At 67.6% G+C, this 25746-nt stretch carries 20 protein-coding genes; 13 read left to right on the top strand and 7 right to left on the bottom strand.

From position 1 onward, the window contains the following. Positions 1-13 precede the first annotated feature (13 nt). Positions 14-976: a sugar-binding transcriptional regulator gene (locus FS787_RS01590; protein ID WP_144670464.1), complete on the bottom strand. Its 963-nt coding sequence runs from the start codon at positions 974-976 to the stop codon at positions 14-16. A 125-nt stretch (positions 977-1101) separates the two neighbouring features. Here FS787_RS01590 and FS787_RS01585 point away from each other — a divergent pair, with 125 nt between their 5' ends. From FS787_RS01585 to FS787_RS01565, 5 genes are all read left to right on the top strand, one after another. Then, a complete protein-coding gene (locus tag FS787_RS01585) occupies positions 1102-2880 on the top strand; it encodes a glycerol-3-phosphate dehydrogenase/oxidase (protein WP_144670462.1) in 1779 nt (592 codons plus the stop codon). A gap of 159 nt (positions 2881-3039) precedes the next feature. Next, complete coding sequence (locus FS787_RS01580; RefSeq protein ID WP_056429557.1) at positions 3040-3789, top strand: MIP/aquaporin family protein; 750 nt, start codon at positions 3040-3042, stop codon at positions 3787-3789. A gap of 51 nt (positions 3790-3840) precedes the next feature. Further along, positions 3841-5355 (top strand): glycerol kinase GlpK, encoded by a 1515-nt coding sequence (glpK, locus tag FS787_RS01575; RefSeq protein WP_144670460.1) that lies wholly within the window; start codon positions 3841-3843, stop codon positions 5353-5355. Positions 5356-5731: 376 nt separating this feature from the next. Next, entirely contained in the window at positions 5732-8257 is a 2526-nt protein-coding gene (leuS, locus tag FS787_RS01570) for a leucine--tRNA ligase (protein ID WP_144670458.1), read from the top strand. Positions 8258-8353: 96 nt separating this feature from the next. Then, positions 8354-9379 carry a DegV family protein gene (locus tag FS787_RS01565; RefSeq protein ID WP_144670456.1) on the top strand — a complete coding sequence of 342 codons (1026 nt, stop codon included), beginning with the start codon at positions 8354-8356 and terminating at the stop codon, positions 9377-9379. Positions 9380-9412: 33 nt separating this feature from the next. Here FS787_RS01565 and FS787_RS01560 read toward each other — a convergent pair whose 3' ends face one another. Continuing rightward, on the bottom strand, positions 9413-10735 hold the full coding sequence (locus tag FS787_RS01560; protein WP_144670454.1) for a DUF2254 domain-containing protein: 1323 nt from the start codon (positions 10733-10735) through the stop codon (positions 9413-9415). 365 nt (positions 10736-11100) lie between these two features. Between FS787_RS01560 and FS787_RS01555 the strand changes: the two genes are divergently transcribed. Next, positions 11101-11406, top strand: coding sequence for a hypothetical protein (locus FS787_RS01555; RefSeq protein WP_144670452.1), 306 nt, complete (start codon positions 11101-11103; stop codon positions 11404-11406). Here the strand turns inward: FS787_RS01555 and FS787_RS01550 are convergent. After that, positions 11391-12554, bottom strand: a complete 1164-nt coding sequence (locus tag FS787_RS01550) for an FAD-dependent oxidoreductase (protein WP_144670450.1) — start codon at positions 12552-12554, stop codon at positions 11391-11393. The genes FS787_RS01555 and FS787_RS01550 overlap by 16 nt on opposite strands. 463 nt (positions 12555-13017) lie before the next feature. Between FS787_RS01550 and FS787_RS01545 the strand changes: the two genes are divergently transcribed. The 3 genes from FS787_RS01545 to holA all read left to right on the top strand — a co-directional run bounded on the left by FS787_RS01545 (position 13018) and on the right by holA (position 17011). Beyond that, a complete protein-coding gene (locus tag FS787_RS01545; RefSeq protein ID WP_144670448.1) occupies positions 13018-13971 on the top strand; it encodes a helix-hairpin-helix domain-containing protein in 954 nt (317 codons plus the stop codon). Between the two features lie 557 nt (positions 13972-14528). Further along, positions 14529-16064: a ComEC/Rec2 family competence protein gene (locus FS787_RS01540; protein ID WP_260982344.1), complete on the top strand. Its 1536-nt coding sequence runs from the start codon at positions 14529-14531 to the stop codon at positions 16062-16064. Beyond that, entirely contained in the window at positions 15998-17011 is a 1014-nt protein-coding gene (holA, locus tag FS787_RS01535) for a DNA polymerase III subunit delta (RefSeq protein ID WP_144670444.1), read from the top strand. Before FS787_RS01540 ends, holA begins: the two co-directional genes overlap by 67 nt. A 212-nt stretch (positions 17012-17223) precedes the next feature. Here the strand turns inward: holA and rpsT are convergent, their stop codons facing one another. Both rpsT and FS787_RS01525 read right to left on the bottom strand, forming a co-directional pair. After that, positions 17224-17484, bottom strand: a complete 261-nt coding sequence (gene rpsT, locus FS787_RS01530) for a 30S ribosomal protein S20 (protein WP_024365662.1) — start codon at positions 17482-17484, stop codon at positions 17224-17226. 187 nt (positions 17485-17671) lie between these two features. Next, positions 17672-18265, bottom strand: a complete 594-nt coding sequence (locus FS787_RS01525) for a type II toxin-antitoxin system PemK/MazF family toxin (RefSeq protein ID WP_144670442.1) — start codon at positions 18263-18265, stop codon at positions 17672-17674. 318 nt (positions 18266-18583) lie between these two features. On the opposite strand from FS787_RS01525, the gene lepA reads away from it, so the two are divergent. Next, positions 18584-20437: a translation elongation factor 4 gene (gene lepA, locus FS787_RS01520; protein ID WP_144670440.1), complete on the top strand. Its 1854-nt coding sequence runs from the start codon at positions 18584-18586 to the stop codon at positions 20435-20437. A 42-nt stretch (positions 20438-20479) separates the two neighbouring features. After that, positions 20480-21718: a radical SAM family heme chaperone HemW gene (hemW, locus tag FS787_RS01515; RefSeq protein WP_144670438.1), complete on the top strand. Its 1239-nt coding sequence runs from the start codon at positions 20480-20482 to the stop codon at positions 21716-21718. A gap of 159 nt (positions 21719-21877) precedes the next feature. On the opposite strand, the gene FS787_RS01510 is transcribed toward hemW, so the two are convergent. Both FS787_RS01510 and FS787_RS01505 read right to left on the bottom strand, forming a co-directional pair. Then, positions 21878-22297, bottom strand: coding sequence for a DUF4870 domain-containing protein (locus tag FS787_RS01510; protein ID WP_144670436.1), 420 nt, complete (start codon positions 22295-22297; stop codon positions 21878-21880). Positions 22298-22438: 141 nt separating this feature from the next. Beyond that, positions 22439-23287: a DUF3097 domain-containing protein gene (locus FS787_RS01505; RefSeq protein ID WP_144670434.1), complete on the bottom strand. Its 849-nt coding sequence runs from the start codon at positions 23285-23287 to the stop codon at positions 22439-22441. Between the two features lie 230 nt (positions 23288-23517). Between FS787_RS01505 and hrcA the strand changes: the two genes are divergently transcribed. Further along, complete coding sequence (hrcA, locus tag FS787_RS01500) at positions 23518-24531, top strand: heat-inducible transcriptional repressor HrcA (RefSeq protein ID WP_144670432.1); 1014 nt, start codon at positions 23518-23520, stop codon at positions 24529-24531. Positions 24532-24617: 86 nt separating this feature from the next. Beyond that, the gene (dnaJ, locus tag FS787_RS01495; protein WP_144670430.1) at positions 24618-25745 is read left to right on the top strand and encodes a molecular chaperone DnaJ; all 1128 of its coding nucleotides are present in this window, start codon (positions 24618-24620) and stop codon (positions 25743-25745) included. Position 25746 lies beyond the last annotated feature (1 nt).

Genomic DNA, 25746 nt, shown 5'->3' with positions numbered 1-25746 from the left:
ACGGCAGGCCGGATCAGGCCAGGCCGTCGAAGCTGACAAGCCGCCGGGCGCTGGCCTCGTCGAGGATCAGGTCGGTGGCCAGGCCCGCGGCAAGGGCGCCGCGGAGGCCGTTGAACTTGGAGGCACCCGACACCACGCAGATCCTCCGGCGCACCTGGCGCAGCTGGGCGAGGTCCGGGCCGGTGGAGCGTTCGTTGAGGGTGATGCCGTCCGAGGAACCATCGGCGCGGAAGAACACCGTGGCCACATCGCCCACGACGTCGGAGTTGGCCAGGACGTTCAGGTCTTCCTCGTCGAGGTAGCCGCCGGCGTACACGTGGCTGGGGTAGTCGGCGTCGACCGATCCCACACCAAAAATCGCGATGCTCATACGGGCCTGCAGCTCAAGGATCCTTTGCACACTGCGCTCATTCCACATGGCCTTCTTGGTCGCGGCATGGTCGAAGAACGCCGGCACCGGGAACTGTTCCACGCGTGCCCCGTAGGCACTGCCGAAGCGCCGCATGATGTCGGAGGCATAGGTGATGCCAGTGGTTTGCATGTTGCCCGCGCCGTTGAGCTGGACGATCACGCTGTCATGGGTGATCTTCCGGGTCAGGTGCCGGCTGACGGCGCTGAGGGTGGACCCCCACGCGACGCCGATGATGGCATTGGAATCCACCAGCGGGCCGATGGTGCGTGCCGCCTGCATGGCCACGCGGTCCAGTGTTTCCGCTTCATTCAGCGTGTCCACGACCGGAACGACGTGCACATCCACCTTGTATTCGGCGCGGATCATGCTCGCCAGCTCCGGGCCGGTGTCCAGGGGACTCCGGATCTGGATCTGCACCAGGCCGGATTCCCGGGCCGAGGACAGCAGCCGCGAAACGGTGGACCGGGACGTCCGGAGCTCCCGTGCGATGGCGTCCATGGTCAGGTCCTGCAGGTAATACAGCTGGGCCGCGCGGAGCGCGTCAGAGTGGCGTGAGGGCGTCATCCCATTTCCGTTCTGCACGTTTGTGCATAGTGCTTGACTCCATTTTCCATTACTCCAAAGAATAGTGTTGAACGGCGCCGCGCCAAGGGGCGCGCCGCACAGGACGAACCCCAAAGGAGTAGTTCTTGGGACAGAAGGATTCAGCCCGCAACCAGGCATCGGCCGGCGAGCGAGCATCGGTGCAGAAGCTGCGGACGCGGCCCCACGCCCAGGTGCTGATCATCGGCGGCGGCATCAACGGGGTGGGCACCTTCCGGGACCTGGCCCTGCAGGGTGTGGATGTGGCCCTCGTGGAGCGCGGCGACTACTGCCAGGGAGCCAGCGGAGCGTCCTCACACATGATCCACGGCGGGATCCGCTACCTCGAAAACGGTGAGTTCCGCCTCGTCCAGGAGTCGGTCGTCGAACGCAACCGGCTGCTGCGCATCGCCCCCCACTACGTCAAGCCGCTGCAGACCACCATCCCCATCTTCAGCACCTTCTCCGGAATCCTCGCCGCGCCGCTGCGCTTCCTGACCCACAAACAGCAGGGCGCACCCAAGGAGCGCGGGGCGTTCCTGATCAAAGTCGGGCTGAGCCTCTACGACTTCTTCTCCCGCGACGGCGGCACCGTGCCCCGGCACCAGTTCCGCGGCCGCAAGCGTGCCCTGGCCGAACTGCCGCGCCTGCACCCCGGCATCAAATACACCGCCACCTACTTCGACGCCTCCGTCCACAACCCGGAACGGCTGACCCTGGACGTGCTGCAGGACGGCGAGAAGGCCGGCGCTGCGGGCGCCAGTGACGCGCGTGCCAGCAACTACCTGTCCCTCGTCTCCGTCAAGAACGGTGCGGGCGGACGCGGCACCGGGAGCACCGTGGAACTCCGCGACGAGCTCACCGGAGAACTTTTCGACTTCTCCGCGGACGTCGTCGTCAACACCACCGGCGCCTGGGTCGACCTGACCAACGAGGCGATGGGATCGGCGTCGGCCTTTATGGGCGGAACCAAGGGTTCGCACATCGTGCTGGACCATCCGGACCTGCTGGCCGCCTGCAACGGCCGCGAGATCTTCTTCGAACACACCGACGGCAGGATCGTGCTGATCTATCCGATGGGGGACCGGGTCCTGGTAGGCACCACCGACGTCGACGCCGACATGGCCGAGGACGCGGTGTGCACCGAATCGGAAATCGACTACTTCTTCGACCTGATCGGACACGTCTTCCCGGATATCACCGTGGACCGGGAGCAGATCGTCTACACCTTCTCCGGCGTCCGCCCGCTGCCCAAACACGACGCCACCCAGCCGGGCTTCGTCAGCCGCGACTACCGGATCGAGCGCCGTGCCGGTGCCGGGCTGGGCGGCGCCGCCGTGCTCAGCCTGGTTGGCGGGAAGTGGACCACCTTCCGGGCCCTCGCCGAACACCTGACCAATGACGTCCTCGCCGAACTCGGCGTCGAACGGAAAGTCTCGACGGCGAAACTCGCCATCGGCGGGGGCGCCGGCTTCCCGGACAGCGAGGACGGCGTGCAGCGCTGGATCAAGGCGCACATGGGCGCCGGGCGCGACGCGGACCGCACCGCCGGGCTCCTGACCCGCTACGGCACCCGGGCCGGAGAAGTCATCAGCTTCCTCGACGCCGCCCCGGACCGGCGCCTGCACTCGACCCGGGAACTGAGCGTCCGCGAGCTGGAGTTCATGGCACAGAACGAGCAGATCGGGCACCTCGTCGACGTCCTGATCCGCCGCACGTCCCTCGCCTTCAGGGGACTGGTGACCGGCGAGCTCCTGAACGAGGTTGCCGAGATCCTGGCCGGTCCGCTGGGCTGGGACGCGGCAAAGCGGACTTCCGAGATCACCCACGCTCAGGAGGTGCTCAAGCGATTCCACGGCGTCCAGGTCCACAGCCTGGTCTCCTGATAGACCTCGGCGGCCGGACGGGGGACGTCCGGCCGCAAGGACTGCGTGGTTCCTCTGGGGGAACCGGCGCAGTTGCCGGCCGGCGGCGCCAACACGGCGCCGGCCCAACAGCCCCTCAAACTCGCGAGGGGCTGACAACAGAAAATAGAGGAGTCAAAGATGTCTCTTGGAATAGTTTTCCTGTCCGAAGTATTCGGTACCGCAATGCTGACCCTGCTGGGTTGCGGCGTTGTGGCAAACGTTGCGCTCAAAGGCACCAAGGGCAACAACGGCGGGTTCCTGATGGTCACCTGGGGATGGGGCATCGCCGTCTTCTCCGGCGTCTACGTCGCCGCGATGTCCGGGGCCCACCTGAATCCCGCCGTCACCTTCGGCCTGCTGCTCAACGGCAAGACCGAATACGCCCCCGGCGTCCCCGTCGACGCCGTCTCCACCCTCACCTACTTCGGCGGTGAACTGCTGGGTGCCTTCCTCGGTGCCGTGGTGATGTACCTGGCCTACAAGCAGCACTTCGACGCCGAACCGGAACCCGCCAGCCAGCTGGCGGTCTTCTCCACCGGTCCGGCCATCCGCTCCACCCCGTGGAACCTGATTACGGAGATCATCGGCACCTTTGTCCTCGTCTTCGTCATCCTGACCTTCGGCGGGACACCTTCTGGGCTTGGCCCGCTCGCCGTCGCACTGCTCGTTGTTGGTATCGGCGTCTCCCTCGGTGGTCCCACCGGCTACGCCATCAACCCGGCCCGTGACCTCGGCCCGCGCATTGCCCACGCCCTGCTGCCCATGAAGGGCAAGGGTTCCTCGGACTGGGGCTACTCCTGGATTCCCGTCGTCGGACCGTTGGTCGGCGGCGGCCTTGCCGGTCTAGTGGCGGCAGTTGTGCCGATCATCGCCACCGCAGCGGCCTAGCCCACTCTCTACGCACTCATTCAACAGCCAGCCCAAGACAAGGACGTCAACATGAACCAGTACGTAATCGCTATCGACCAGGGCACCACCAGCACGCGAGCCATCGTGTTCGACCACAGCGGCAGCATCGTTTCCACGGGCCAGATGGAGCACGAGCAGATCTTCCCGCAGGCCGGCTGGGTGGAACACGATCCCGCTGAGATCTGGAACAACACCCGCGAGGTCATCGCCGCCGCCCTGTCGAAGGCGAACCTGACCCGGCACGACATCGCGGCGGTCGGCATCACCAACCAGCGCGAAACCGCGGTGGTCTGGGACAAGACCACCGGTAAGCCCATCTACAACGCGATCGTCTGGCAGGACACCCGCACCCAGCCGATCGTGGACGAGCTGGCCAAGGACGGGGGACCGGAGCGCTTCAAGCAGAAGGTCGGCCTGCCGCTGGCCACCTACTTCTCCGGAACCAAGATCAAGTGGATCCTGGACAACGTCGAAGGCGCCCGCGCCAAGGCCGAGGCCGGGGACCTGGTGTTCGGCAACACCGACTGCTGGGTGCTGTGGAACCTGACCGGCGGGACAGACGGCGGCGTCCACGTCACGGATGTCACCAACGCCTCGAGGACCATGTTCATGGACCTCGAAACGCTCTCCTGGGACCAGGAGATCATGGACGCCTTTGGTGTTCCGGCCTCCATGATGCCGGCCATCAAGTCCTCCTCCGAGGTCTACGGCACGGTCCACACGTCCCAGCTGCTGCGTGAGGTTCCGGTCGCAGGCATCCTGGGCGACCAGCAGGCGGCGACGTTCGGCCAGGCCGCGTTCGAGCCGGGCGAAGCCAAGAACACCTACGGCACGGGCTGCTTCCTCATCTTCAACACCGGCGAGGAAATCGTCCACTCCAAGAACGGGCTGCTGACGACTGTCGGCTACAAGCTCGGCGACGCCGCTCCGCACTATGCCTTGGAAGGCGCCATCGCCGTCACGGGTTCGCTCGTGCAGTGGCTGCGTGACAACCTCGGCATGATCAGCAGCGCCCCCGAAGTGGAGACGCTGGCGGCCTCGGTCGAGGACAACGGCGGCGTGTACATTGTTCCCGCGTTCTCCGGCCTGTTCGCTCCCTACTGGCGTTCCGACGCCCGCGGCGCGATCGTCGGCCTGACCCGCTTCGTGAACAAGAACCACATCGCCCGCGCGGCGCTGGAGGCCACCGCCTTCCAGACCCGCGAGGTGCTCGACGCCGTCAACGCGGACTCAGGGGTGCCCCTGACCGAGCTGAAGGTCGACGGCGGTATGGTGGCCAACGACGCGCTGATGCAGTTCCAGGCGGACATCCTCGGTGTTCCGGTGATCCGGCCCAAGGTGGTGGAGACCACCGCACTGGGTGCCGCCTACGCCGCCGGCCTGGCCGTCGGCTTCTGGAAGGACCTGGGCGAATGTTCGGCCAACTGGGCCGAGGACAAGCGCTGGGAACCGACCATGGACCAGGCCGAGCGCGAACGCCAGATGCGCCTGTGGAAGAAGGCCGTCACCAAGTCCATGGACTGGGTCGACGAGGACGTGAAGTAGGTCCCAGCCTCTGTCGAGGGAGGCCGCACCCGCCCTGCCCGCTTCGCGGTGCCCACCACACCCTGGCGGGGTGCGGCCTCCCTCTCAGTTGCGGCCCCGATTCAGCCGCTCGTGCCGACTTACCTGTCGTCAGTGGTCGGTGCGCTAAAGTAGTCCTATGCGTGCGATCCTCCTGCTTAGCTAGCCGCCCGGCATCCCGACTAGAACTCGGATTGTCGTGCGGCAGCCCCTCCGTGTCGAGGGGCTTTTGTGTGTCTGGACCCGTTGGGCGGACGGCAGGGGAGCGGGCAAGGCCGGACACTAGCCTTGGCCCGGGAGATTTATCGGCACAAGACTTGACGGTACATAAGGCTTGACAGAACAGAAGAGGCCAGCAGTGAGCGTTCAGCCGGAGACAGAGACCGGAACAGCAGGAGCCGCAGCGGAAGCACCCGAGGAAGGTGCCTACAGCTTTGCGGCGATGGAAGCCAAGTGGCCGCAGGTCTGGGAAGACCTCAAGGTTTTCACGCCCGTCGATGACGGGTCGAAGGAACGGCGGTACGTGCTGGACATGTTCCCGTACCCCTCCGGTGATCTCCACATGGGCCACGCCGAAGCGTTCGCGATGGGCGACGTCGTCGCACGCTACCTGCGCCAGCAGGGCTACGACGTGCTGCACCCGATCGGCTGGGATTCCTTCGGGCTGCCCGCTGAGAACGCGGCCATCAAGCGCAACGCGCACCCCAGCGAGTGGACCTACGCCAACATCGACACCCAGGCGGCCTCGTTCAAGCGCTACGCCATCTCTGCTGACTGGTCCCGCCGGATCCACACCTCCGATCCGGAGTACTACCGCTGGACGCAGTGGCTCTTCAAGCGCTTCTACGAGCGCGGACTGGCCTACCGCAAGAACTCCCCGGTCAACTGGTGCCCGAAAGACCAGACCGTACTGGCCAACGAACAGGTGGTCAACGGTGCCTGTGAGCGCTGCGGCACCGCCGTCACCAAGAAGTCGCTGAACCAGTGGTACTTCAAGATCACCGACTACGCCGACCGGCTGCTCGATGACATGGACGAACTGCGCGGCCACTGGCCCGAGCGCGTCCTGGCGATGCAGAAGAACTGGATCGGACGCTCCGAAGGCGCGCACGTCAACTTCGTGATCGAGGCCGACGGCGGCCAGCCCGCCAAGGACGTCACGGTGTTCACCACCCGCCCGGACACCCTGTACGGCGCCACGTTCTTCGTCGTCGCCGCGGATGCACCGCTCGCCGTCGAACTGGTCACCGAAGAACACTCCGCCGCCCTCGACGCGTACCGCGAACAGGTCAAGGCGCTCAGCGAAATCGAACGCCAGTCCACCGAGCGGGAAAAAACCGGCGTCTTCACGGGCCGCTACGCCATCAACCCGCTCAACGGCGAGAAGCTGCCCGTCTGGGCCGCCGACTACGTCCTGGCCGACTACGGCACCGGCGCCATCATGGCCGTCCCGGCACACGACCAGCGCGACCTCGACTTCGCCCGCACCTTCGACCTGCCGGTCCGCGCCGTGCTGGACACCGGCGAGGAAGACCCCGCGGTCAGCGGCACCGCGACCTCGGGCGAGGGCACCCTGATCAACTCCGGCGCCCTGGACGGACTGCCCAAGGCCGACGCCATCCCGGCTGCCATCGAGATCCTGCGGCAGCAGGGCACGGGCGAGAAATTCGTGAACTTCCGCCTGCGCGACTGGCTGCTCAGCCGGCAGCGCTTCTGGGGCACCCCGATCCCGATCATCCACTGCCCCGCCTGCGGCGAAGTCCCGGTCCCGGACGAGCAGCTGCCCGTCACCCTGCCGGCGGATCTCCGCGGCGAGGACCTGTCCCCGAAGGGCACGTCGCCGCTGGCCGCCGTCGAAAGCTGGGTCAACGTCAAGTGCCCCGAATGCCACGGCCCGGCCAAGCGGGACACGGACACCATGGACACGTTCGTGGATTCCTCCTGGTACTTCCTGCGCTTCGTCTCGCCGGAGTTCACCGACGGCCCGTTTGATCCGGAGAAGATCAACGACTGGATGCCGGTGGGCCAGTACGTCGGCGGCGTGGAGCACGCGATCCTGCACCTGCTCTACGCACGGTTCTTCACCAAGGTCATCCACGACCTCGGCATGATCGACGCCGACGAGCCCTTCAGTGCGCTGCTGAACCAGGGCCAGGTGCTCAACGGCGGCAAGGCCATGAGCAAGTCCCTGGGCAACGGCGTCGACCTCGGCGAGCAGCTGGACAAGTTCGGCGTCGACGCCGTGCGCCTCACCATGATCTTCGCCTCCCCGCCGGAGGACGACGTCGACTGGGCCGACGTATCGCCGTCGGGCTCCGCGAAGTTCCTGGCCCGCGCCTGGCGCCTGGGCCGGGACGTCACGAGCGCGCCCGGCGTCGACTTCGCTACCGGCGACCGTGCCCTGCGCACAGTCACCCACCGCACCATCGCCGACGCGGAAGCGCTGCTGGACCACAACAAGTTCAACGTGGTGGTGGCCAAGCTCATGGAACTGGTCAACTCGACGCGTAAGACGATTGACGCAGCCAGCGGCGGCGCGGACCCGGCCGTCCGCGAAGCCGTCGAAACCGTTGCGGTCATCCTGAGCCTCTTCGCGCCGTACACGGCTGAGGACCTCTGGAACGTGCTGGGACACCCCGCCTCCGTGGCCAACGCAGGCTGGCCGACGCACGACGAGGCCCTCCTGGTGCAGGACACGGTCACCGCCGTCGTCCAGGTCCAGGGCAAGGTGCGGGACCGCCTGGAAGTCTCGCCGGAGATCGGCGAGGACGAACTGCGCGAACTGGCCCTGGCCTCTGACAACGTCCAGCGCGCCCTCGACGGCCGGGGGATCCGCACGGTGATCGTCCGGGCACCTAAACTGGTCAACATCGTTCCGGCCTAGCCGGGCAGGCAAAACACTGGCCGGCCGCCGGTTCCAACCGGCGGCCGGCCACCAGCGCGTGCCCTGACAGCAAACGCAGACAGCAGGAGGTGCTTCGTGCCCCATCGCGACCCCGCAGGGTGGCCGTGGCTGAAGGAGCGCCTCAGCGGGTTCCGCCAGGCCACACGGCCGGCAGTGGGCCGCGGAGCGGCCCCTGAAGCAGTGCCCGCCACCATCATACGGACGGCCGTGGTCACGGACTCGGCCGCAGCACTCCCAGCTGACTGGGTGCGCGGGCTGGCCGTCGACGGGCGCCTGACAGTTGTCCCGATGCCCGTCATGGTGGGAACTGACATCTACGGCGAGGGCGAAGATGACATCGCCGACACCATCGCCGTGGCCCTGGCGAGCGGAGAACCCGTCAAAACATCGCGCCCGTCGCCCGGACAATTCGAACAGGCCTACCGCGCGGCCCGGCGGCAAGGGTATGAGTCCGTCGTGTCGGTCCATATATCCGGGGAACTGTCCGGAACCGCGGATTCGGCCCGCCTCGCGGCCGCGCGGGTGGATTTCCCGGTGGAAGTCCTGGACTCGCGCACTGTCGGCATGGCGCAGGGGATGGGCGTGCAGGCTGCCGTGTCGGCCGCGGCGGAGGGCAGGACCGCGGCGGAAGTGCGGGATCTCACTGAGCAACGGCTGGCCCGGACCAAGGTCTACTTCTATGTGCCGAGCCTCGAGCAGCTGCGGCGGGGTGGACGGATCGGCGCCGCCGCTTCGCTCTGGGGGACCATGCTCTCCATCAAACCCATCCTCGCGGTGGAAGACGGCAAAGTGGTCCCGCTCGAGAAGGTGAGGTCGGCGGCGAAGGCGGTCGCCCGGCTCAAGGAGATCGTGGTGGCCGACGCCGCCGCCCGGCCCGAGGGGCGGGCCAGACTCGCCGTCCACCATTTCGGCAACCCGGCCGAGGCCGAACAGCTCGCGGCACAGCTGGCCGACGCCGTCCCCGGCTGCGCTCACGTCCAGATCAGCGCGCTCCCGGCCGTGCTGGCGGCCCACGCCGGCCTCGGCGTCCTGGCGGTGATTGTGGGGGAGGACAGCGCCCCCGCCGGCCCGCCAGATCCCGTCACACGTGGCATTTCCTGATCCTGCCGCCGGATTCTGAAGACCGGACCGGCGTCAGCGTGGCGGCGGCCCGGCCTCCTGCGGCTTCCCGTCCAGCCTTCGGGCGAGAGCCAGCAGGCGCTGGCGATCCGCCGGCGGGTAGGTTCCGGCGCTGACCGCCTCGCGCATCCGGTTCACCTGATCCAGGATCTCTTTCCGGTACCGGCCATCGCTGTCGCACCAGGACAGGTCCTGAAGTAGTTCGAGTAGCCGCTCTGCCACGGCCGGGTCCGCCTTTCCGTACAGCCGTGGCTGGGCCATGACCAGCTCCAGCAGATCCCCGAACGAAGGCATGGCCAGGATGACACGGACTACGCCCTCGTCATCGGTGAGCTGAATCGGGCCCGGACGGCGGTGAGCCAGTTGGCACAACAGGGCGGACAGGTGCCCCAGGACATGCACAGCGGTTGTCGGATCGTTGATTCCCGGCGACAGGGCACGGGCCGCGACGTCCACGAGTTGGCGGAACCCGAAGCCGACGTCCTGGACATTGGTTCGTTCAGTCCCTGTGAGGACGGCAGCGTTGGCGGCCGCTTCCAGCTTGTCCCACGCTTCGCCGGTGATAGGGGATTGAATACCAACCGGCCACGCGGTGGCGAAGGGGACACCGTGGACAAGTGAGCTGCCGGGTTCGCGGTCAACACGGATCACTGCCCCGCTGTCCACGGCGGCCTGCACGAGAGCCCCGGCATCGATGGACGTGAGGAATCCAGATTTTGAACGCACGATGCGGGTTCCTGCGTCCTGGCCGGGGAACTCCCCGGTGGCAACGTCGGGGCGATCCTCAGGAAAGACCCTGTCGATGGTTGCCTGGGTTTCGGCACTGACCCTGCGCATCATTGTTTCAACACGGATTTCCCGGGTGAGATGGGCCAGGAAGAGCACCAAACCCATGACGCTGGCGATCGCGAGCACGTAGGCGATGGTGACGGAGATTTCGGGGACAAATGATGTTTGCCCGCTGCTTTCGGACCGCACACTGCGAAGGACAGTCAAGGCGAAGGCGAAGGCTGCCAGGAACAGTGCCAGGGTTGCATGGACGAAACGGTCTGCTGTGAACGTGCGCAGCAGCCTGGGCGAGAACTGGCTGCTGGCCAGTTGCAGCGTTACCACCGTGAGCGAAAACGTCAGGGATGTGACGGTGATCAAAGATCCAGAAATCGCCTGCAGCACGGACCGGGCCGCCTCCGGACCCCCGCTGAAGAGCAGAATCGCGACGCTGTCGGGAACCTCATCATCCACGGCGGCGTCCAGTGCCGGCAGCATGAAGCCCAACGCCACGGAGACGGCCACAGCGAGGGCGGGCACTGGCCAGAGTTGTGTCCTGAAAGTGTCCATCAGGCGTGCTGCGCGCCCGCTTCCCGCCCGTTTCCCCGAATTCGTTAACTGCCTTTCGGCCACTAGGTCCTGCCCTCCTGAGAGACGTGGTTTCTGGGTCTTGTCTAGCACCCGCGCAAGGTGGCGCCTACCCCGGCGGCTTCTACGGCGCGGCGGACGCCCGAGGGGTTACAGCGGAGTAACGCGCCGGCCACTCCAGCTTTCGATTCAATTACGGGCGTTGACCGGCCCGGGGGAAGCTTCCTAGCGTGGGTAAGCAGCGGCACCGATCCGGCAGGTTCACGAAGCCGCCCCAACCGGCACGGAACGATCCTTGCACCTGTGGAGGTTCGCTCGTCTTGCCGAACGCCAACGAAGGAACAGTGATGAATCTCCATCCAGCTCGTATCATCGACGGCGCCAACGCCACTCAGGCGTGCCAGGTCCCCGACTGGCGCTCTGGGTCCAGCCGCGGTTCTGGCAAGGCCTGTGATCCGGAGATCGAACGGATGCTCACTGCGCACATCCACTGCGGGGAAGAAATGACCCTGATTGTCCCGGAGGACCCGCGGCACGCCACTACGGATGACCGTGCCGTCGCCGGGCCGGCGCGGCGCAATGGCGCCGGAACTTACAGATGTTTTTGCGGGTTTTCTTTCGATCAGGGAAGGGAATATCAGGGAAGGGAATAACCACCGACGGGTCTGCCGGCCACGGCGGAGATGACCACGCGGGTCACACCCGGGAACTTCGTCAGACGGATGACATTCCGGCGAATGAAGGCGGAACGCCGGGTTGCCGGAACGAACCACCGGGCCGCCGACTCCCCGGCCCGCTGGTGTTCTTCGACCAGCGGCCTGAGTCGTGTTTCGAAGGCGGAGAGGGCCGTGCTGATTCGCGGGTGTTTGTCGAGTTCGCCTGCCAGGGCAGCGGCGGCGGCCATTCCGAGGGAGGCCCCCTGTCCGGCAAGCAAGGACACTGCCGCGGCTGCATCGCCGATCAGGATGACCCGTCCTGTGTGCCAGCGGGGCATCCGGATCTGGGCGACTTGGTCGTAGTACAGGTCGTCGGGGCAATGCTGCAAGGCAGCGGGGCAGATCCAGCCGAGTTTTCGGTATCTGGACCGCAGCATGGTCTGCGGATCGGGCGGGATTTCGGGATTTTTGGAGCGCTGCACCGCCATTGCAGTGATCGTGCCGTCACGCAGCCGGTAGAAGAACATGGCCGCGTTGCGTGTATCGGTGACGGCGAATCTTTCCCCAATCAGCCCGGCGAGTTCGGCGTCGCGGAAGGAATATGCTGCCACGTGGAACCCCAGGTAGTGGAGGAAATCTTCCTCCGGGCCGAACGCCAGAGACCGGATGACAGAGTGGACACCGTCCGCGCCGATCAGCAGGTCGGCCTCCAGCACCTGGCCGTCGTCGAGCGTGACTGCAACAGACTCAAGGGATTCCGACACGGTGGTCACGGAACGGCCGTAGCGGACATCCGTTCCCGGCGGTAAAACTTCACGGATGGCCAGTTCGAGGTCCGGGCGCAGGATGCTGATCAGTTGGCCGTCGGCAACCCGCGCGAACCTTGCAAAGGGCAGGCTGGCTCGGCTCACGCCGCGCCGGTCAACATATTCGACACTTTGAACGCCGTAGCCAAGTCCGCGGAGCCGGGGGATGATGCCCATTCCGTCGGCCGCTTGCCAGCCCGGTCCGAAGAAATCGATCATATAGCCTTGCGGGCGCGGGCCCGTCGACTGCTCCACCACCACGACCTGCCATCCGCGCCTGGTCAGAAACGCAGCCGCGGACAGCCCGCTGATCCCGGCGCCGCAAATGACCGCTTTCATCGGAAGACCTGACACCCGGCTGGCCGGCGCGGCCGGCGTACAGGCGCTACCGGGAATCCGCCGTTTTCCATCCAGGCCTCCTCACGACCCTCCTCACTGCGACCCTCCTCGCTGCGACCCTCCTCACGGCGCGGTGGCCGCTGGGCTGCACGACGCATGGTCTTGGCGGCCGTCCCTCGATTCTCCCTCCCGGACCCCGCCTTTTTGAAGCCTCGCCGCGTGCAGCAGGACGCTGAAGGGCCGACGCAGTGTGAATCCCGTCAACGCCGGCGGGCCCCCTCGCGCCACGTCAGCTTCGGAGAAGTCCCACCAGCCGGGGCGCTCAGCCTGCCGGGACGCCGGGGACTGTCGACATTGCGGGCTCCCTTTACCGGATGCCGCCCGCCCCCCGGCGCGTCCCGGAGTATCCACATAGGTCCCGGTAGGCCTGATCTGTGCGTCTCACGCTTCGTACGATGGGCACATGCCGCGCCACCATCCGGGAGTTCCGCCGAGCATCGATCCGGCCAGTATCGATCCGGGCAGTATCGACTCGGGCAGTATCGATTCGGGCAGTGCCGAACCGCCGGGCATCGATCCGGGCGGCGCTGCTGTGGGCAGCGCCGGCAGCAGACTGTCTGCTGCCGTTGGCTCCGGGTCCGGACTGCTCGGCGTGCCGCCGCTTGTTTCCCCTACCGCGGAGCGCGGCGACCCCTGTCCGCGCGATAAGCAGGCACCGAGCAGGATCAGGTGGCGTACCGGCCGGCGCGCTGCCGCATTGCTCTGCCTGTTGGCTTTGGCGCTCCTGGCCTGGTTCTGGTGGCAGGCGGCCGACGGCTCAGCGGACGTCAGCCCGCTGAGCTCCATTAGCGCCGAAGCCGGCGACGTGCCGGCGGTGGAACCTGGAAACGGACCAGTATCCGCCATGGGCGAATCTCCCGGCGACGCCGAGGGGGAAACTCCCGGAAACGTCATCGTGCACGTGGCCGGCGCGGTCCGACGTGCCGGAATTGTGGAGTTGCCGCGGGGGAGCCGTCTGCACCAGGCCATCGACGCGGCAGGCGGCAGTGCCCCGGACGCGGACTCCGACCAGCTCAATCTCGCATCTGTCCTTGAGGACGGGCAGAAGGTCCTGGTGCCGCGGAAAGGTGAAACCCTGCCTTCCGGAGATGTTCCTGCGGGCGGCGGGGGAGCTAGGGGCGGCGGGGACGGTCAGGTGAGTGCTGACGGACCCTCTGCCGCTGCCGGAAAGGTGAACATCAACACTGCCGGTGTGGAGCAGCTGGCAACCCTGCCACGGGTCGGTCCGGTGCTCGCACAGCGGATTGTGGAATGGCGGGCTGAACATGGGAACTTCCGGCGCGTCGAGGAGCTGGACGCCGTGGACGGGGTCGGACCCAAGATGCTAGCGGCCCTGCTGCCACTGGTCCGGGTCTGAGGTAGCGACCCATGGAACGGCACAGCCGCTGGCAGCGGTACATCGACTCCGCCGTCAGCCGGACCCCCGGAAGCGTCGGAACAGCGGGCGGCGGGCAGCCCCGGCGGAGGCCGCGGCACGACGCCGGCCCGCAGCGCCGTTGGCCATGGCTTCGTCACCGGTTTGCGTCATTCGCACTCCTGCAGCGGGCAGCCCCGGCCCGAGAGGAAAAGCTCCGCAGGATGGATGTGCGCCTGGTCCCCTCGGCGTTGCTGGTGTGGGGTGCGGCCGCGGCGGGGCATTACCTGCATCCCGCACCGCTGGCGGCGCTGTTACTGGCTCTGGTGGCCGCCGCCTCGGGACTGTTGCTGCTCCGGGCGCCGCCCGGCGTCGAGCCCGGCGGCACAGCCCGCGGATGGCCGGGCGGCCGGGGTGGCAGGTCGGGCGGCAGGGCCAGCGGCAGGGGCGGCATGGCCAGCGGCAGGCCGGACGGCAGAGCCGGCGGGGATGGCAGGACAGGCGGTCCGTCCAGGCGGTCCACTGGCCGTGCCCGGCGTAGCTTCCCGGCGACCCTGGCTGTGGCTCTGATCTTCGGCGCGACGGCGGGCGGCCACGCGGCGGTGGACACCTCCCGCCGGCACGACGGTGCCGTGGCCGGATACGTGGCTGCGCGGGCCGACGTCGCCGTGGAAGTGGAGATAGCAGGTGCGCCCCGGCGGCTCAGGACGGTGGGCCGTTCCGGGCTCGCGGACCGCTGGGCGGTACCGGCGAACCTGATCGAAATGCACGTTGAGGGGCGCCGCGTCCGCGCGCAGGCCACCCTGCTCGTGATGGGCGGCGCCGGCTGGGACCAGGCCGCTCCCGGACAGCGGCTCCGCACCACCGGCAAGCTCTCGGCTCCCGAGCCAGGCCAGGCCGAGGCCGCTGTCCTGTCGGCAAGCTCCGCCCCGCTGATGCTCTCGGCGGCGGGGTCCGCGCAGACAGGTCCGGCGGGGCTCCGGCAGGATTTCACGGCAGCCGCCGGGCGCTTCGACGGGGACGCCCGGGGACTTCTGCCGGGCATGGTCACCGGCGACACCAGTTCCCTCGACGCCGAGTTGGACGCCGCCATGAAGACGGTCGGAATGACCCACCTGACGGCCGTCAGCGGCGCCAACTGCAGCCTCATCCTGGGTGTCCTCCTTGTGGCCTTGCGCAGCCTGCGGTTCAGCCGGGTGTTTGCGGCGGTTCTCTGCCTGGCGGGGTTGGGCCTGTTCGTTCTGATGGTCGGCCCGGACGCCAGCGTGCTCCGGGCCGCCGTGATGGGCGGGATCGGGCTCGTGGCACTGGCCGGCGGCCGTCCAGGACGGGCTTTGAGCTTCCTGTGTCTTGCCGTGATCGGGCTGCTGCTGGTACAGCCGGCGCTGTCCACCAGCTTCGGATTCCTGCTGTCCGTCCTCGCCACCCTTGGCATAGTGGTGGCGGGCAGGCCGATCATGACCTGGTTCCCGGCAGCCGTGCCGCGCTGGCTCGCCGCGGGGATGGCGGTGCCGCTGTCCGCACAGGCTTTCTGCGGGCCTGCGATTGTCCTGCTGCAGCCCCAGTTCTCCGCCTACGCGCTTCCCGCCAATATGGCCGCCGCGGTCCTCGTGGCCCCGGTCACAGTGCTGGGGACCGCCGCCGTGCCGTTGGTGCCGCTGGTCCCCGCCCTGGCCGCCGCACCGCTGGGTATCGCGGCGGCCTTCGCCACCGGTGTGGGAGCAATCGCGCGCTTCTTCGCCGGACTGCCCGGCGCCGGCCTGCCGTGGCCGGAGGGCGCATTCGGCGCCGCCACGATGGCCCTCTTCTCCGCCTGCACACTCGCCGCCTGGTGGCTGCTCTTCCATCCGGCCCGCACGGCCGCGCTGGCCTTGGCGGCGCATGGACGGATGGTGGTGTGGCTCAACGGCAGACTGCCCCGCCACCACGGCCCGTCGGCGCCGCCGGACGGGGCCGCGTCCGGCTTGGTGCACCGCCCGGGCCGTGGCAGGCTTAGAGTCTGCAAACAATCTTCCGGGAGGAAACCTCAGTGGCTGCTGCCCAGACCCCACGCGCCCGGTCCGCCGCGTCGAACACCGCCACCTGGCGCGACGTGACCCCGGCCGCTGTTGTGCTGGTCGGCGGGCCGGAAGACTATCTGGGTTCCCGGGCCATGGACCGCGTCCGTTCGCAGGTCCGCGCCGCAGCTCCCGACGTCGAAGTCACGCGGCTCAATGCCGGCAACTATGAGCCGGGCTCCCTGGCCATGAACGTCAGCCCCTCCCTCTTCGGCGAACAGAAGCTGATCGAGGTCGAAGGGCTGGAGGGCATGAACGACGCCTTCCTTGCCGACGGGCTCAAGTACCTCAAGCAACCCGAACCCGACGCCGTGCTGGTGCTCCGCCACAGCGGCGGCGTGCGCGGCAAAAAACTCCTCGACGCTGTTAAGGCCGGCGGCTGGCCGGTGGTGGACTGCCAGCCTCTGAAGAAGGACGCGGACAAGATCTCCTTCGTAACGGCCGAGTTCAAGGCCGCGTCCCGGCGTATCGAACCTGACGCCGTGCACGCCTTGGTCAACGCCGTCGGCGCCCACCTGGCCGAGCTGGCCGCCGCCTGCAGCCAGCTGATCGCCGACGCCTCCACCGGGGTGGATTCCGCCATGGTGGACAGATATTACGGCGGCCGGGTGGAAGCCACCGCTTTCAAGGTCGCCGATGCCGCGATGGCTGGCAACGCCCCGTTGGCGCTCTCCACCCTCCGCCACGCCCTCGATACCGGGGCTGACCCGGTGCCGCTGGTGGCCGCGCTGGCCTCGAAGCTGCGCACCCTTGCCAAAGTCGCCGGCGCCCAGGGTTCCTCGGGCCAGATCGCCAAGCAGCTGGGCATGCAGCCCTGGCTTGTCGAGCAGGCCCAGCGTGAAGCGCGGCGCTGGACCCCGGAGGGACTGGTCCGCTCCATCCAGGTCACGGCCGAGGCTGATGCCCAGGTCAAGGGCCTGTCACGGGACCCGGTCTACGCCGTCGAACACGCCGTGACGGTGATTGCGACCTCCGTGCGCCGCTGACCCCGGGGCAGGCCTGACGGGTTCCGTTGATCCCGGGGCAGGCCGGACGGGTTCCGCGACTTTCGGGCGTGGACGGGTTCCCGCAGGTGGCATCTGGAACCCTTCCGCACGTGGCGGGTGCCGCGTGCGCACCATAGATTGCACGTTAACTGGAAGTGGCCGGCACCCCAGGGGTGCCGGCCACAATCATCAGTTCGAGTGAACTGGAAACCTTAGAGCGCGTTGACCTTCTTGGAGATGGCCGACTTGCGGTTTGCAGCGTTGTTCTTGTGGAGAACGCCCTTGCTGACAGCTTTGTCCAGCTTGCGGCTGGCGGAAAGCAGTGCGGCAGCCGCAGCATCCTTGTCGGTGGACTCAACGGCGGTGTTGACGGCGCGGATGGCCGTCTTCAGCTCGGACTTGACTGCGTTGTTGCGCAGGCGTGCCTTCTCGTTGGTGAGGATGCGCTTCTTCTGGGACTTGATATTAGCCACGTGTGAACTCTCTTTTTCAATGCGGAAAATGGTCTAGAGGGCTTTCAGATTGGCCATTGACTGAGCGGCGTGGGGATACCTATGGCGACCAACCATCTGTGGCCGTCGACCTGCACGGACACACAGCTGTCAATAGTAGCAGAAACGACGCCACAGGTACGAACAGAGTGACGATTGTCCGGACCGGTCAGTGCCAGCCGTGGCGGGACTTCAGCACGGCGGCGATGGCGCTGAAGCGGCCGGCGTCGAGGATGGCTCCCTCGCGCCGGACGTCCCGCGGGTCGATCTGCAGGACGCGGTCCAGTTTCGCTTCGCTGGGCCGCCATTGCCGGTCCCACGGGCCGGTCCCGATGTCCACGTAGTCGTCCGACCGGCGGGCGTCGCCGTCGTGATCCTTGCTGGTGAGCATCAGGCCGAGCAGGTAGCGGCCGCTGGTGCCCACTAACAGCACCGGACGGTCCTTGCCGCGCGAGTGGTCCTCCTCATACGGCACCCAGGTCCAGACAACCTCGCCCGGTTCGGGGCGGCCGTTGGGGGAGGGGGCGTAGCTGATCTTCGCCGTGCCGCGGAAGTCGCCGGGGTACGTACCGGTCAGGCCGGCGACGGCGCCGCGCCCGGTGCCAGGGCGCCCGCCGGTCTTCGTGCCCGCCCGTGCGGGCCGGGATTTCGTGCGGGACGGTCCGGCCTTGCCGGAGCCGCCGGGCGCGGAACCGCTGCGCCCTTCCAGGAAGCGCAAGGTGCTGCGGACTGCATTGCCGATCGAGCGTAAGTTCCATGCCATGGGGAAAACCCTACCGCCAGGCGCCGGCCGGCAGCTGGCGGCGAGGCAAGCGCCGCGGCGCGAACACGGCACGCGAACTCAGCGCACGAACACAGCGCACGAACTCAGCGCAGGAATATCGGGGGCGAACACAAGGCGGTATGCACGGAGGGAACCCGGGGCACGGTGAGGGGGCGCAACGGAATCCGGGGATGCACTCCCTCGGGTCCGGACGTGGGAGACTATAGGAACGATAATTGCGGCACGTCGCAGGATGGGAAAGCAGCATCCCCGCGATCCGTGCAACGCCACCAGTAATGCCAACAGTAAGGACCCTGCGTGTCTCCCATGGCCCGCACCGCCCCGGTGCCCGCCGCAACAGATCCGGCCATCATCCGGAACTTCTGCATCATTGCGCACATTGACCACGGCAAATCCACACTGGCCGACCGGATGCTCCAGTACACCGGCGTCGTCCAGTCCCGTGACATGAAGGCCCAGTACCTGGACCGCATGGACATTGAGCGCGAACGCGGCATCACCATTAAGTCCCAGGCAGTCCGTATGCCCTGGGAGCTCGACGGCACCAGCTACGCGCTGAACATGATCGACACTCCCGGCCACGTTGACTTCACGTATGAAGTCTCCCGCTCGCTGGCCGCCTGCGAAGGCGCGGTGCTGCTTGTGGACGCGGCCCAGGGCATCGAGGCCCAGACCCTCGCCAACCTCTACCTGGCGATGGAAAACAACCTCACGATCATCCCGGTCCTGAACAAAATCGACCTCCCGGCAGCCCAGCCCGAGAAGTATGCGGCGGAACTCGCCAGCCTGATCGGCGGTGATCCCGAGGACGTGCTCCGCGTCTCCGGCAAGACCGGCATGGGCGTCGAGGCCCTGCTGGACAAGATCGTCCGCGACCTGCCGGCCCCCGTCGGCGACCCGGACGCGCCCGCCCGCGCCATGATCTTCGACTCCGTGTACGACACGTACCGCGGCGTCGTCACCTACGTCCGCGTGGTGGACGGCATGCTGCACCCCCGCGAACGCATCCAAATGATGTCCACCCGCGCCACGCACGAACTCCTCGAGATCGGTGTCAGCTCCCCGGAGCCCACGCCATCCAAGGGCCTCGGCGTCGGCGAAGTGGGCTACCTGATCACCGGCGTGAAGGACGTCCGGCTGTCCAAGGTAGGCGACACCGTCACCAACCTGGCCAAGCCGGCCACTGCATCCCTTCCCGGCTACGCCGATGCTAAGCCGATGGTCTTCTCCGGCCTCTATCCGCTGGACGGCACGGACTATCCGGTGCTCCGCGACGCGTTGGAGAAGCTGATGCTCAACGACGCCGCGCTTGTCTACGAGCCCGAGACGTCCGCCGCGCTGGGCTTCGGCTTCCGCGTGGGATTCCTGGGCCTCCTGCACCTGGAAATCACCCGTGAGCGGCTGGAACGCGAATACAAGCTGGACCTGATCTCCACCGCCCCCAACGTGGAATACGAGGTGACGCTGGAGGACAAGAAGGTTGTCCACGTCACCAACCCCAGCGAGTACCCCACCGGCAAGATCGCCGAAGTCCGCGAGCCGATGGTGTCCGCCACCATCCTTGCGCCGAACGAATTTGTCGGGGCCATCATGGAGCTGTGCCAGAGCCGGCGCGGCGTGATGGGCGGCATGGACTACCTCTCCGAGGACCGGGTGGAGATCCGGTACCGCCTCCCGCTGGCAGAAATCGTCTTCGACTTCTTCGACATACTCAAGTCCAAAACCCGCGGCTACGGCTCGCTGGACTGGAAGGCCGACGGCGAGCAGGTCGCCGACCTGGTCAAGGTGGACATCATGCTCCAGGGCGAGCAGGTGGATGCGTTCTCCGCCATCACGCACCGCGACAAGGCCTACGCCTACGGCGTGATGATGACGGGCAAGCTGCGCGAACTCATCCCGCGGCAGCAGTTCGAGGTGCCCATCCAGGCTGCCATCGGCTCGAGGATCATCGCCCGGGAAAGCATCCGCGCCATCCGCAAGGACGTTCTGGCCAAGTGCTACGGCGGTGACATCACCCGAAAGCGCAAACTGCTGGAAAAGCAGAAAGAAGGCAAGAAGCGCATGAAGATGGTGGGCCGCGTCGAGGTCCCGCAGGAAGCCTTCATCGCGGCCCTGACCACGGACGAGTCCAAGGACAAGGCCAAGAAGTAGCGGTGCTCGTGATGACTGTCCCCACCCAGACGGGACCGGACCGTGCCTAGCGCCCTCCCGCTGGGCGACCCGGCGCCGTCGGACGGGCTGCTGCCCGGGCAGGCGCTTGAAGGCGCCAATGCCCGGGCCTTCGGGCTGTACGTTCACATCCCCTTCTGCGCCGTGCGCTGCGGCTACTGCGACTTCAACACCTACACCGCCACCGAGCTCGGCGGCGGGGCGTCCCAGGACGCCTACGCCGGCACCGCCGTCGCGGAGGTGGACTTCGCGGCCGCTGTCCTGAAAAACAGCGGCCTGCCGGCGCGCCCGCTCAGCACCGTCTTCTTCGGCGGCGGAACCCCCACCCTGCTCCCGGCAGGGGACCTGGCCCGCATCCTCACCGCGGCCATCGGGGCCTGGGGTCTCGCGCCCGGCGCCGAGGTCACCACGGAGGCGAACCCGGACTCGGTCACTCCCGAATCCCTGCAGCTGCTGGCCGACGCCGGCTTCACCCGGGTGTCCTTTGGTATGCAGTCCGCGGTGCCGCACGTCCTGAAGGTCCTCGACCGCACCCACACCCCCAGCCGGGTGCCCCAGGCGGTCCGGTGGGCCCGGGAGGCTGGCCTCGCCGTCAGCCTGGACCTCATCTACGGCACGCCGGGGGAGTCGCTGGCCGACTGGCGCTACTCCCTGGAGACGGCGCTGTCTTACGCGCCGGACCACATCAGCGCCTACGCGCTGATCGTCGAGGACGGCACCAAACTGGCCGCGCAGATCCGCCGCGGCGAAGTCCCGGAAATCGACGACGACGACCATGCGGCCAAATATGAGCTGGCCGACGAACTGATCTCGGCCTCGGGGCTGTCCTGGTACGAGGTCAGCAACTGGTCCCGCACCCCGGAGCAGGCCTGCCGGCACAATCTCGCCTACTGGCGCGGCGACGACTGGTGGGGGATCGGCCCCGGCGCCCACTCCCACGTGGGCGGCGTGCGCTGGTGGAACGTCAAACACCCCACCGCCTATGCCAACCGCCTGGGATCCGGGCTCTCGCCGGCCGCAGGCCGGGAGACCCTTGATTCGCAGACCCGCAGCGTGGAGCGGGTCATGCTGGAGGCCCGCCTGAACTCCGGCCTGGAGATCACCAGCCTGGGCGGCCTGGGAGACACCGGCCGGCATGCCGTCGCCGGGCTCATCGCCGACGGCCTGATTGACCCCGCTTCGGCGTTCCGCGGCAGCCTCGTGCTGACGCTCAAGGGCCGCCTGCTCGCCGACGCCGTGGTCCGCCGGATCCTGCCTGACTAGTGGTCCGGGGGTGCCTGACCAGTGAACCCGGGGGATCCTGACCATCAAAGCCAAAAAGCCGGCCGCTGCCCTGAGGGGCAGCGGCCGGCTTTTCTGAATCTCGGAGCGGGTGCCTGGGTCCGCGTGTGCGGGACCTCGCAGGCAAGAAAGTGCGGTCCGCTATTTGATCCAGCGGAGGTTGAAGTCGTACCGGTGCGGCTGGCCGCGGTTGACGTGGATGCCGGCGGCCACCGAGAAGCACGTCACGGCGATCCAGATGACCGTGGCCAGGACCGCGAAGATGTTGCCCACCACCGGCACAAACACCAGCAGGTTGCACAGCACAGCCGCGATGGTGGGCGGCAGGGTGAAGTTCAGGGCTTCCTTCGACTCCTGCGCCGTGAACGGGCCGCGGTCCTTGAAGATCAGGTAGATCAGGAGGGAGGGGACGCAGCCCAGGATACCGCCGAAGTGCGCCAGTGTGGCCCACTGCCGGTCCTCGCTCGCCGTCAGCGGCAGTGCATTTGCTGGAACGCCATGGTACGGAGGCTGGCCATGGCCGGCCTGGTTGCCGGTGTGTTCGCGGGCGTCATCTGCCACGGTGTTGTCCTTCGGATTGCGGTGGAGCGTTGGTGCCTGGAGGTGCCAGGGCTGCGCCGGAAGCGTAGCCGCCGTTCCAAGAATACTTGCTCCGGCGCCAAATGAGGATCGCCCGGCGGCGCCGGTGGCCGGTCAGCCCCCTCAGGGAACGGTGAGGAAGTCGATGACCTCCTCCACCCTGCCCAGCAGGGACGGTTCCAGATCGGCGTAGCTGCGGACGGCGCCCAGGAGTTTTTGCCAGCCCAGGCCGATGTCCTCCTTGGTGCTGTGCGGCCAGCCGAAAGCCATGAGGATGCCGGTCTTCCAGTCCACACCCCGGGGAATCACCGGCCACTTCTCGATCCCCAGGACGGCGGGCCGGATGGCCTGCCAGACGTCCACATAGGGGTGTCCGACAATCAGCACGTTTCCGGCCGCACCGGGGGAGGCCATCACGGCGTCGGCGATCCGGGACTCCTTGGAATCGGGAACCAGATGGTCCACGAGGACACCGAGCCGGCGCCCGGGTCCGGGCCGGAATGCCGCCACGGCGCCTGCGAGGTCATCAATGCCGTGCAGCGGTTCAACGACGATGCCTTCCACCCGGAGATCGTCACCCCAGACCTTCTCGACGAGTTCGGCGTCGTGCTTGCCTTCCACCCAGATCCGGCTGGCTTTGGCCACTTGGGCGCGCTGGCCCGCCACCCGGACGGAGCCGGAGGCCGTCCTTGTGCCCACGGCCGCCGGGGAGGCCCGCGGCGCCGGCGGCATCAGCCGGATCGGCTGTCCCTCGAGCAGGAAGCCGAAGCCGAGCCGGAAGGACCGGGACTTGCCGCGGCGGTCCTCGAGGGCGACGACGTGCATCCCGCCGGACTTCTCGACGCGGGTGACGGCGCCCACCCAGCCGGACTGCACGTCCTCGAGCACCATGCCGCGCTCCACCGGCACTTCAGGAAGCTGGATCTTGGCGGGGGCGGACAGGTCCTGGGGGCCCCAGTTCTGGTACGACATCGGTTCCACACTGCTTTGCGCTCGGTTTGCTACGGCGGGCTGTGCCCGAAAACACCAGCCCCAGGATGAACGCCTGGAGCGAATCCAATGCTAACAACGCGGCGACTCATATTAGACTGGTTAGCACTTAGGCATGTCGAGTGCTAACCAACATGTCCTGAACCAGCACAGCATGCGGTGCGGCCGGGAACGGCGGCGCCGGATGCCGGACAGTCGATTGGAGGTGGAGCGTGAGCGAACCGCGCAAACTCGAAGTGCTGCGCGCCATCGTGGAGGACTACGTCCATTCACGGGAACCCGTCGGCTCCAAGGCCCTCGTGGAACGGCACCACTTGGGCGTGTCCAGCGCCACGATCCGCAACGACATGGCGGCCCTGGAGGATGAGGGCCTCATCACGGCGCCGCACACGAGCGCCGGCCGGATCCCCACCGACAAGGGCTACCGGCTGTTCGTGGACCAGATTTCGGCGGTCAAGCCCCTCTCGCCGGCCGAACGGCGCGCCATCCAGGCCCTCCTGGAAGGCTCCGACGATCTCGACGACGTCCTGGACCGGACCGTCCGGCTGCTGGCGCAGCTGACCAACCAGGTGGCCGTCGTCCAGTACCCGCATCTCAGCCGCGCCAAGGTGCGCCATATCGAATTCGTCCTGCTGGCACCCCGCAAGGTGCTAGCGGTGCTGATCGCGGACACCGGCAAGGTGGAACAGCGGGTCATTGACGTGGGGGAGGATCTTCCCGAGGAGGCCCTGGCCGAACTCCGCACACGCTTCCTTGGCGCGCTCTCCGGGACGCCGCTGAACGCCCTGCCGCAGTCGTTGCTGTCCGTGGTTGCCAGCTGCCCACCCGCGCGGCGCAACCCGGCCCAGGCCCTGGCCCGCGGCCTGGAGGCACTGGCCACCAGCAGCCGCGAGGAGCGAATGGTCATGGCCGGAACCGCCAACCTGGCCCGCTCCAACGTGGACTTCCCGCTGAGCATCGGCCCGGTGCTGGAAGCCCTGGAGGAGCAAGTGGTGATGCTCCGGCTCCTGAGCGACATGGCAGCGGACCCGCGCGGGGTGACAGTCAGCATCGGCCGGGAAAACCCGTACGTCGGGCTCGCGGAGGCTTCGGTGGTGGCTACCGGCTACGGTCCGGACGCCACGGCGAAGGTCGGGGTGCTGGGACCCACCCGGATGGACTATCCCACCACCATGGCTGCGGTCCGGGCCGTGGCCCGCTACCTTTCACGAATCCTCGGCCCCTAACCGGCCGCACTCCATGGCCCGTCCCGACGGGCCGGCACCAGACTTCTTGCCCAAACCGGCAGTACAAAAAGGAAGAGATACACACTTTGAGCAGCCATTACGACGTTCTTGGAGTCTCCCGCGAAGCTACGGGCGAAGAGATCAAGAAGGCCTACCGCAAGCTGGCGCGGACCCTCCACCCCGATGTTAATCCCGGGGACGACGCCTCGGACCGGTTCAAGGCCGTTACGCATGCCTATGAGGTCCTTTCCGATCCGCAGAAGCGCCGGGTCTACGACACCACGGGGAATGAGAACGGCACCGACAACGGCTTCGGCGGCGGCAGCTACTCCGGCCAGGGCTTCGCGTTCCAGGACATCTTCGAGACCTTCTTCGGCGCCGGCGGCCAGGCAGGACCCGCCTCACGGGTCCGCCGCGGCCAGGACGCCCTGATCAGTGTGCGGATCGAGCTCCGCGACGCTGTCTTCGGGGTCAACAAGAAACTCGAAGTCGACACCGCCGTCACGTGCCCCACGTGTGAGGGCTCCTGCTGCCGCGAAGGCAGCCACCCCGAGCGCTGCGACATCTGCGGCGGCAGCGGGCAGGTCCAGCGTGCGGTCCGCTCCATCCTCGGCCAGGTCATGACCGCGGCCCCCTGCGGCTCCTGCGAGGGCTTCGGCACCGTCATCAAGGATCCATGCAACGAATGCGCCGGCCAGGGCCGCATCCGCAGCCGGCGTTCCCTGACGGTCAAGGTTCCCGCCGGCGTCGCCACCGGCACCCGCATCCAGCTCTCCGGCCAGGGCGAGGCCGGTCCCGCCGGCGGTCCCGCCGGCGACCTCTACGTGGAGATCCGGGTCAACAACGACGCCACCTATGTCCGCGACGGCGATGACCTGCACGCCAGCCTCAACATCCCCATGACTGCAGCCGCGCTGGGCACCGAGCTCACCCTCGACACCTTCGACGGCCAGCAGGAAATCGACGTCAAGGCCGGCACGCAGTCCGGTGAGATCATCACCCTCCGCGGCCTCGGCGTCACGCACCTGCGCGGCTACGGCCGTGGCGACCTCAAGGTCCATCTGCAGGTGGACACGCCCGCCAAGCTCGACGCCGCCCAGGAGGACCTGCTCCGCCAGCTCGCAAAGCTGCGCGGTGAGCAGTTCACCGAAGGTAAGCTCACCGCCAGCGGCGGGGTCTTCGCGAAGCTTCGGGACAGGCTCGGTAACCTGTAGC

Origin of the sequence: Arthrobacter sp. U41, assembly GCF_007679325.1 — a bacterium.
GTDB lineage: Bacteria > Actinomycetota > Actinomycetes > Actinomycetales > Micrococcaceae > Arthrobacter.
The sequence above is the reverse complement of the archived record's forward strand: the minus strand, read 5'-3'. Positions and strand labels throughout refer to the sequence as shown.

Bases quoted from the DNA above. Each gene is read 5' to 3' on its own strand.
- FS787_RS01590 (WP_144670464.1), bottom strand. From the start codon at position 976: ATGACGCCCTCACGCCACTCTGACGCGCTCCGCGCGGCCCAGCTGTAT.
- FS787_RS01580 (WP_056429557.1), top strand. From the start codon at position 3,040: ATGTCTCTTGGAATAGTTTTCCTGTCCGAAGTATTCGGTACCGCAATG.
- glpK (WP_144670460.1), top strand. From the start codon at position 3,841: ATGAACCAGTACGTAATCGCTATCGACCAGGGCACCACCAGCACGCGA.
- FS787_RS01560 (WP_144670454.1), bottom strand. From the start codon at position 10,735: ATGGACACTTTCAGGACACAACTCTGGCCAGTGCCCGCCCTCGCTGTG.
- FS787_RS01555 (WP_144670452.1), top strand. From the start codon at position 11,101: ATGAATCTCCATCCAGCTCGTATCATCGACGGCGCCAACGCCACTCAG.
- FS787_RS01550 (WP_144670450.1), bottom strand. From the start codon at position 12,554: ATGAAAGCGGTCATTTGCGGCGCCGGGATCAGCGGGCTGTCCGCGGCT.
- FS787_RS01545 (WP_144670448.1), top strand. From the start codon at position 13,018: ATGCCGCGCCACCATCCGGGAGTTCCGCCGAGCATCGATCCGGCCAGT.
- FS787_RS01525 (WP_144670442.1), bottom strand. From the start codon at position 18,265: ATGGCATGGAACTTACGCTCGATCGGCAATGCAGTCCGCAGCACCTTG.
- FS787_RS01505 (WP_144670434.1), bottom strand. From the start codon at position 23,287: ATGTCGTACCAGAACTGGGGCCCCCAGGACCTGTCCGCCCCCGCCAAG.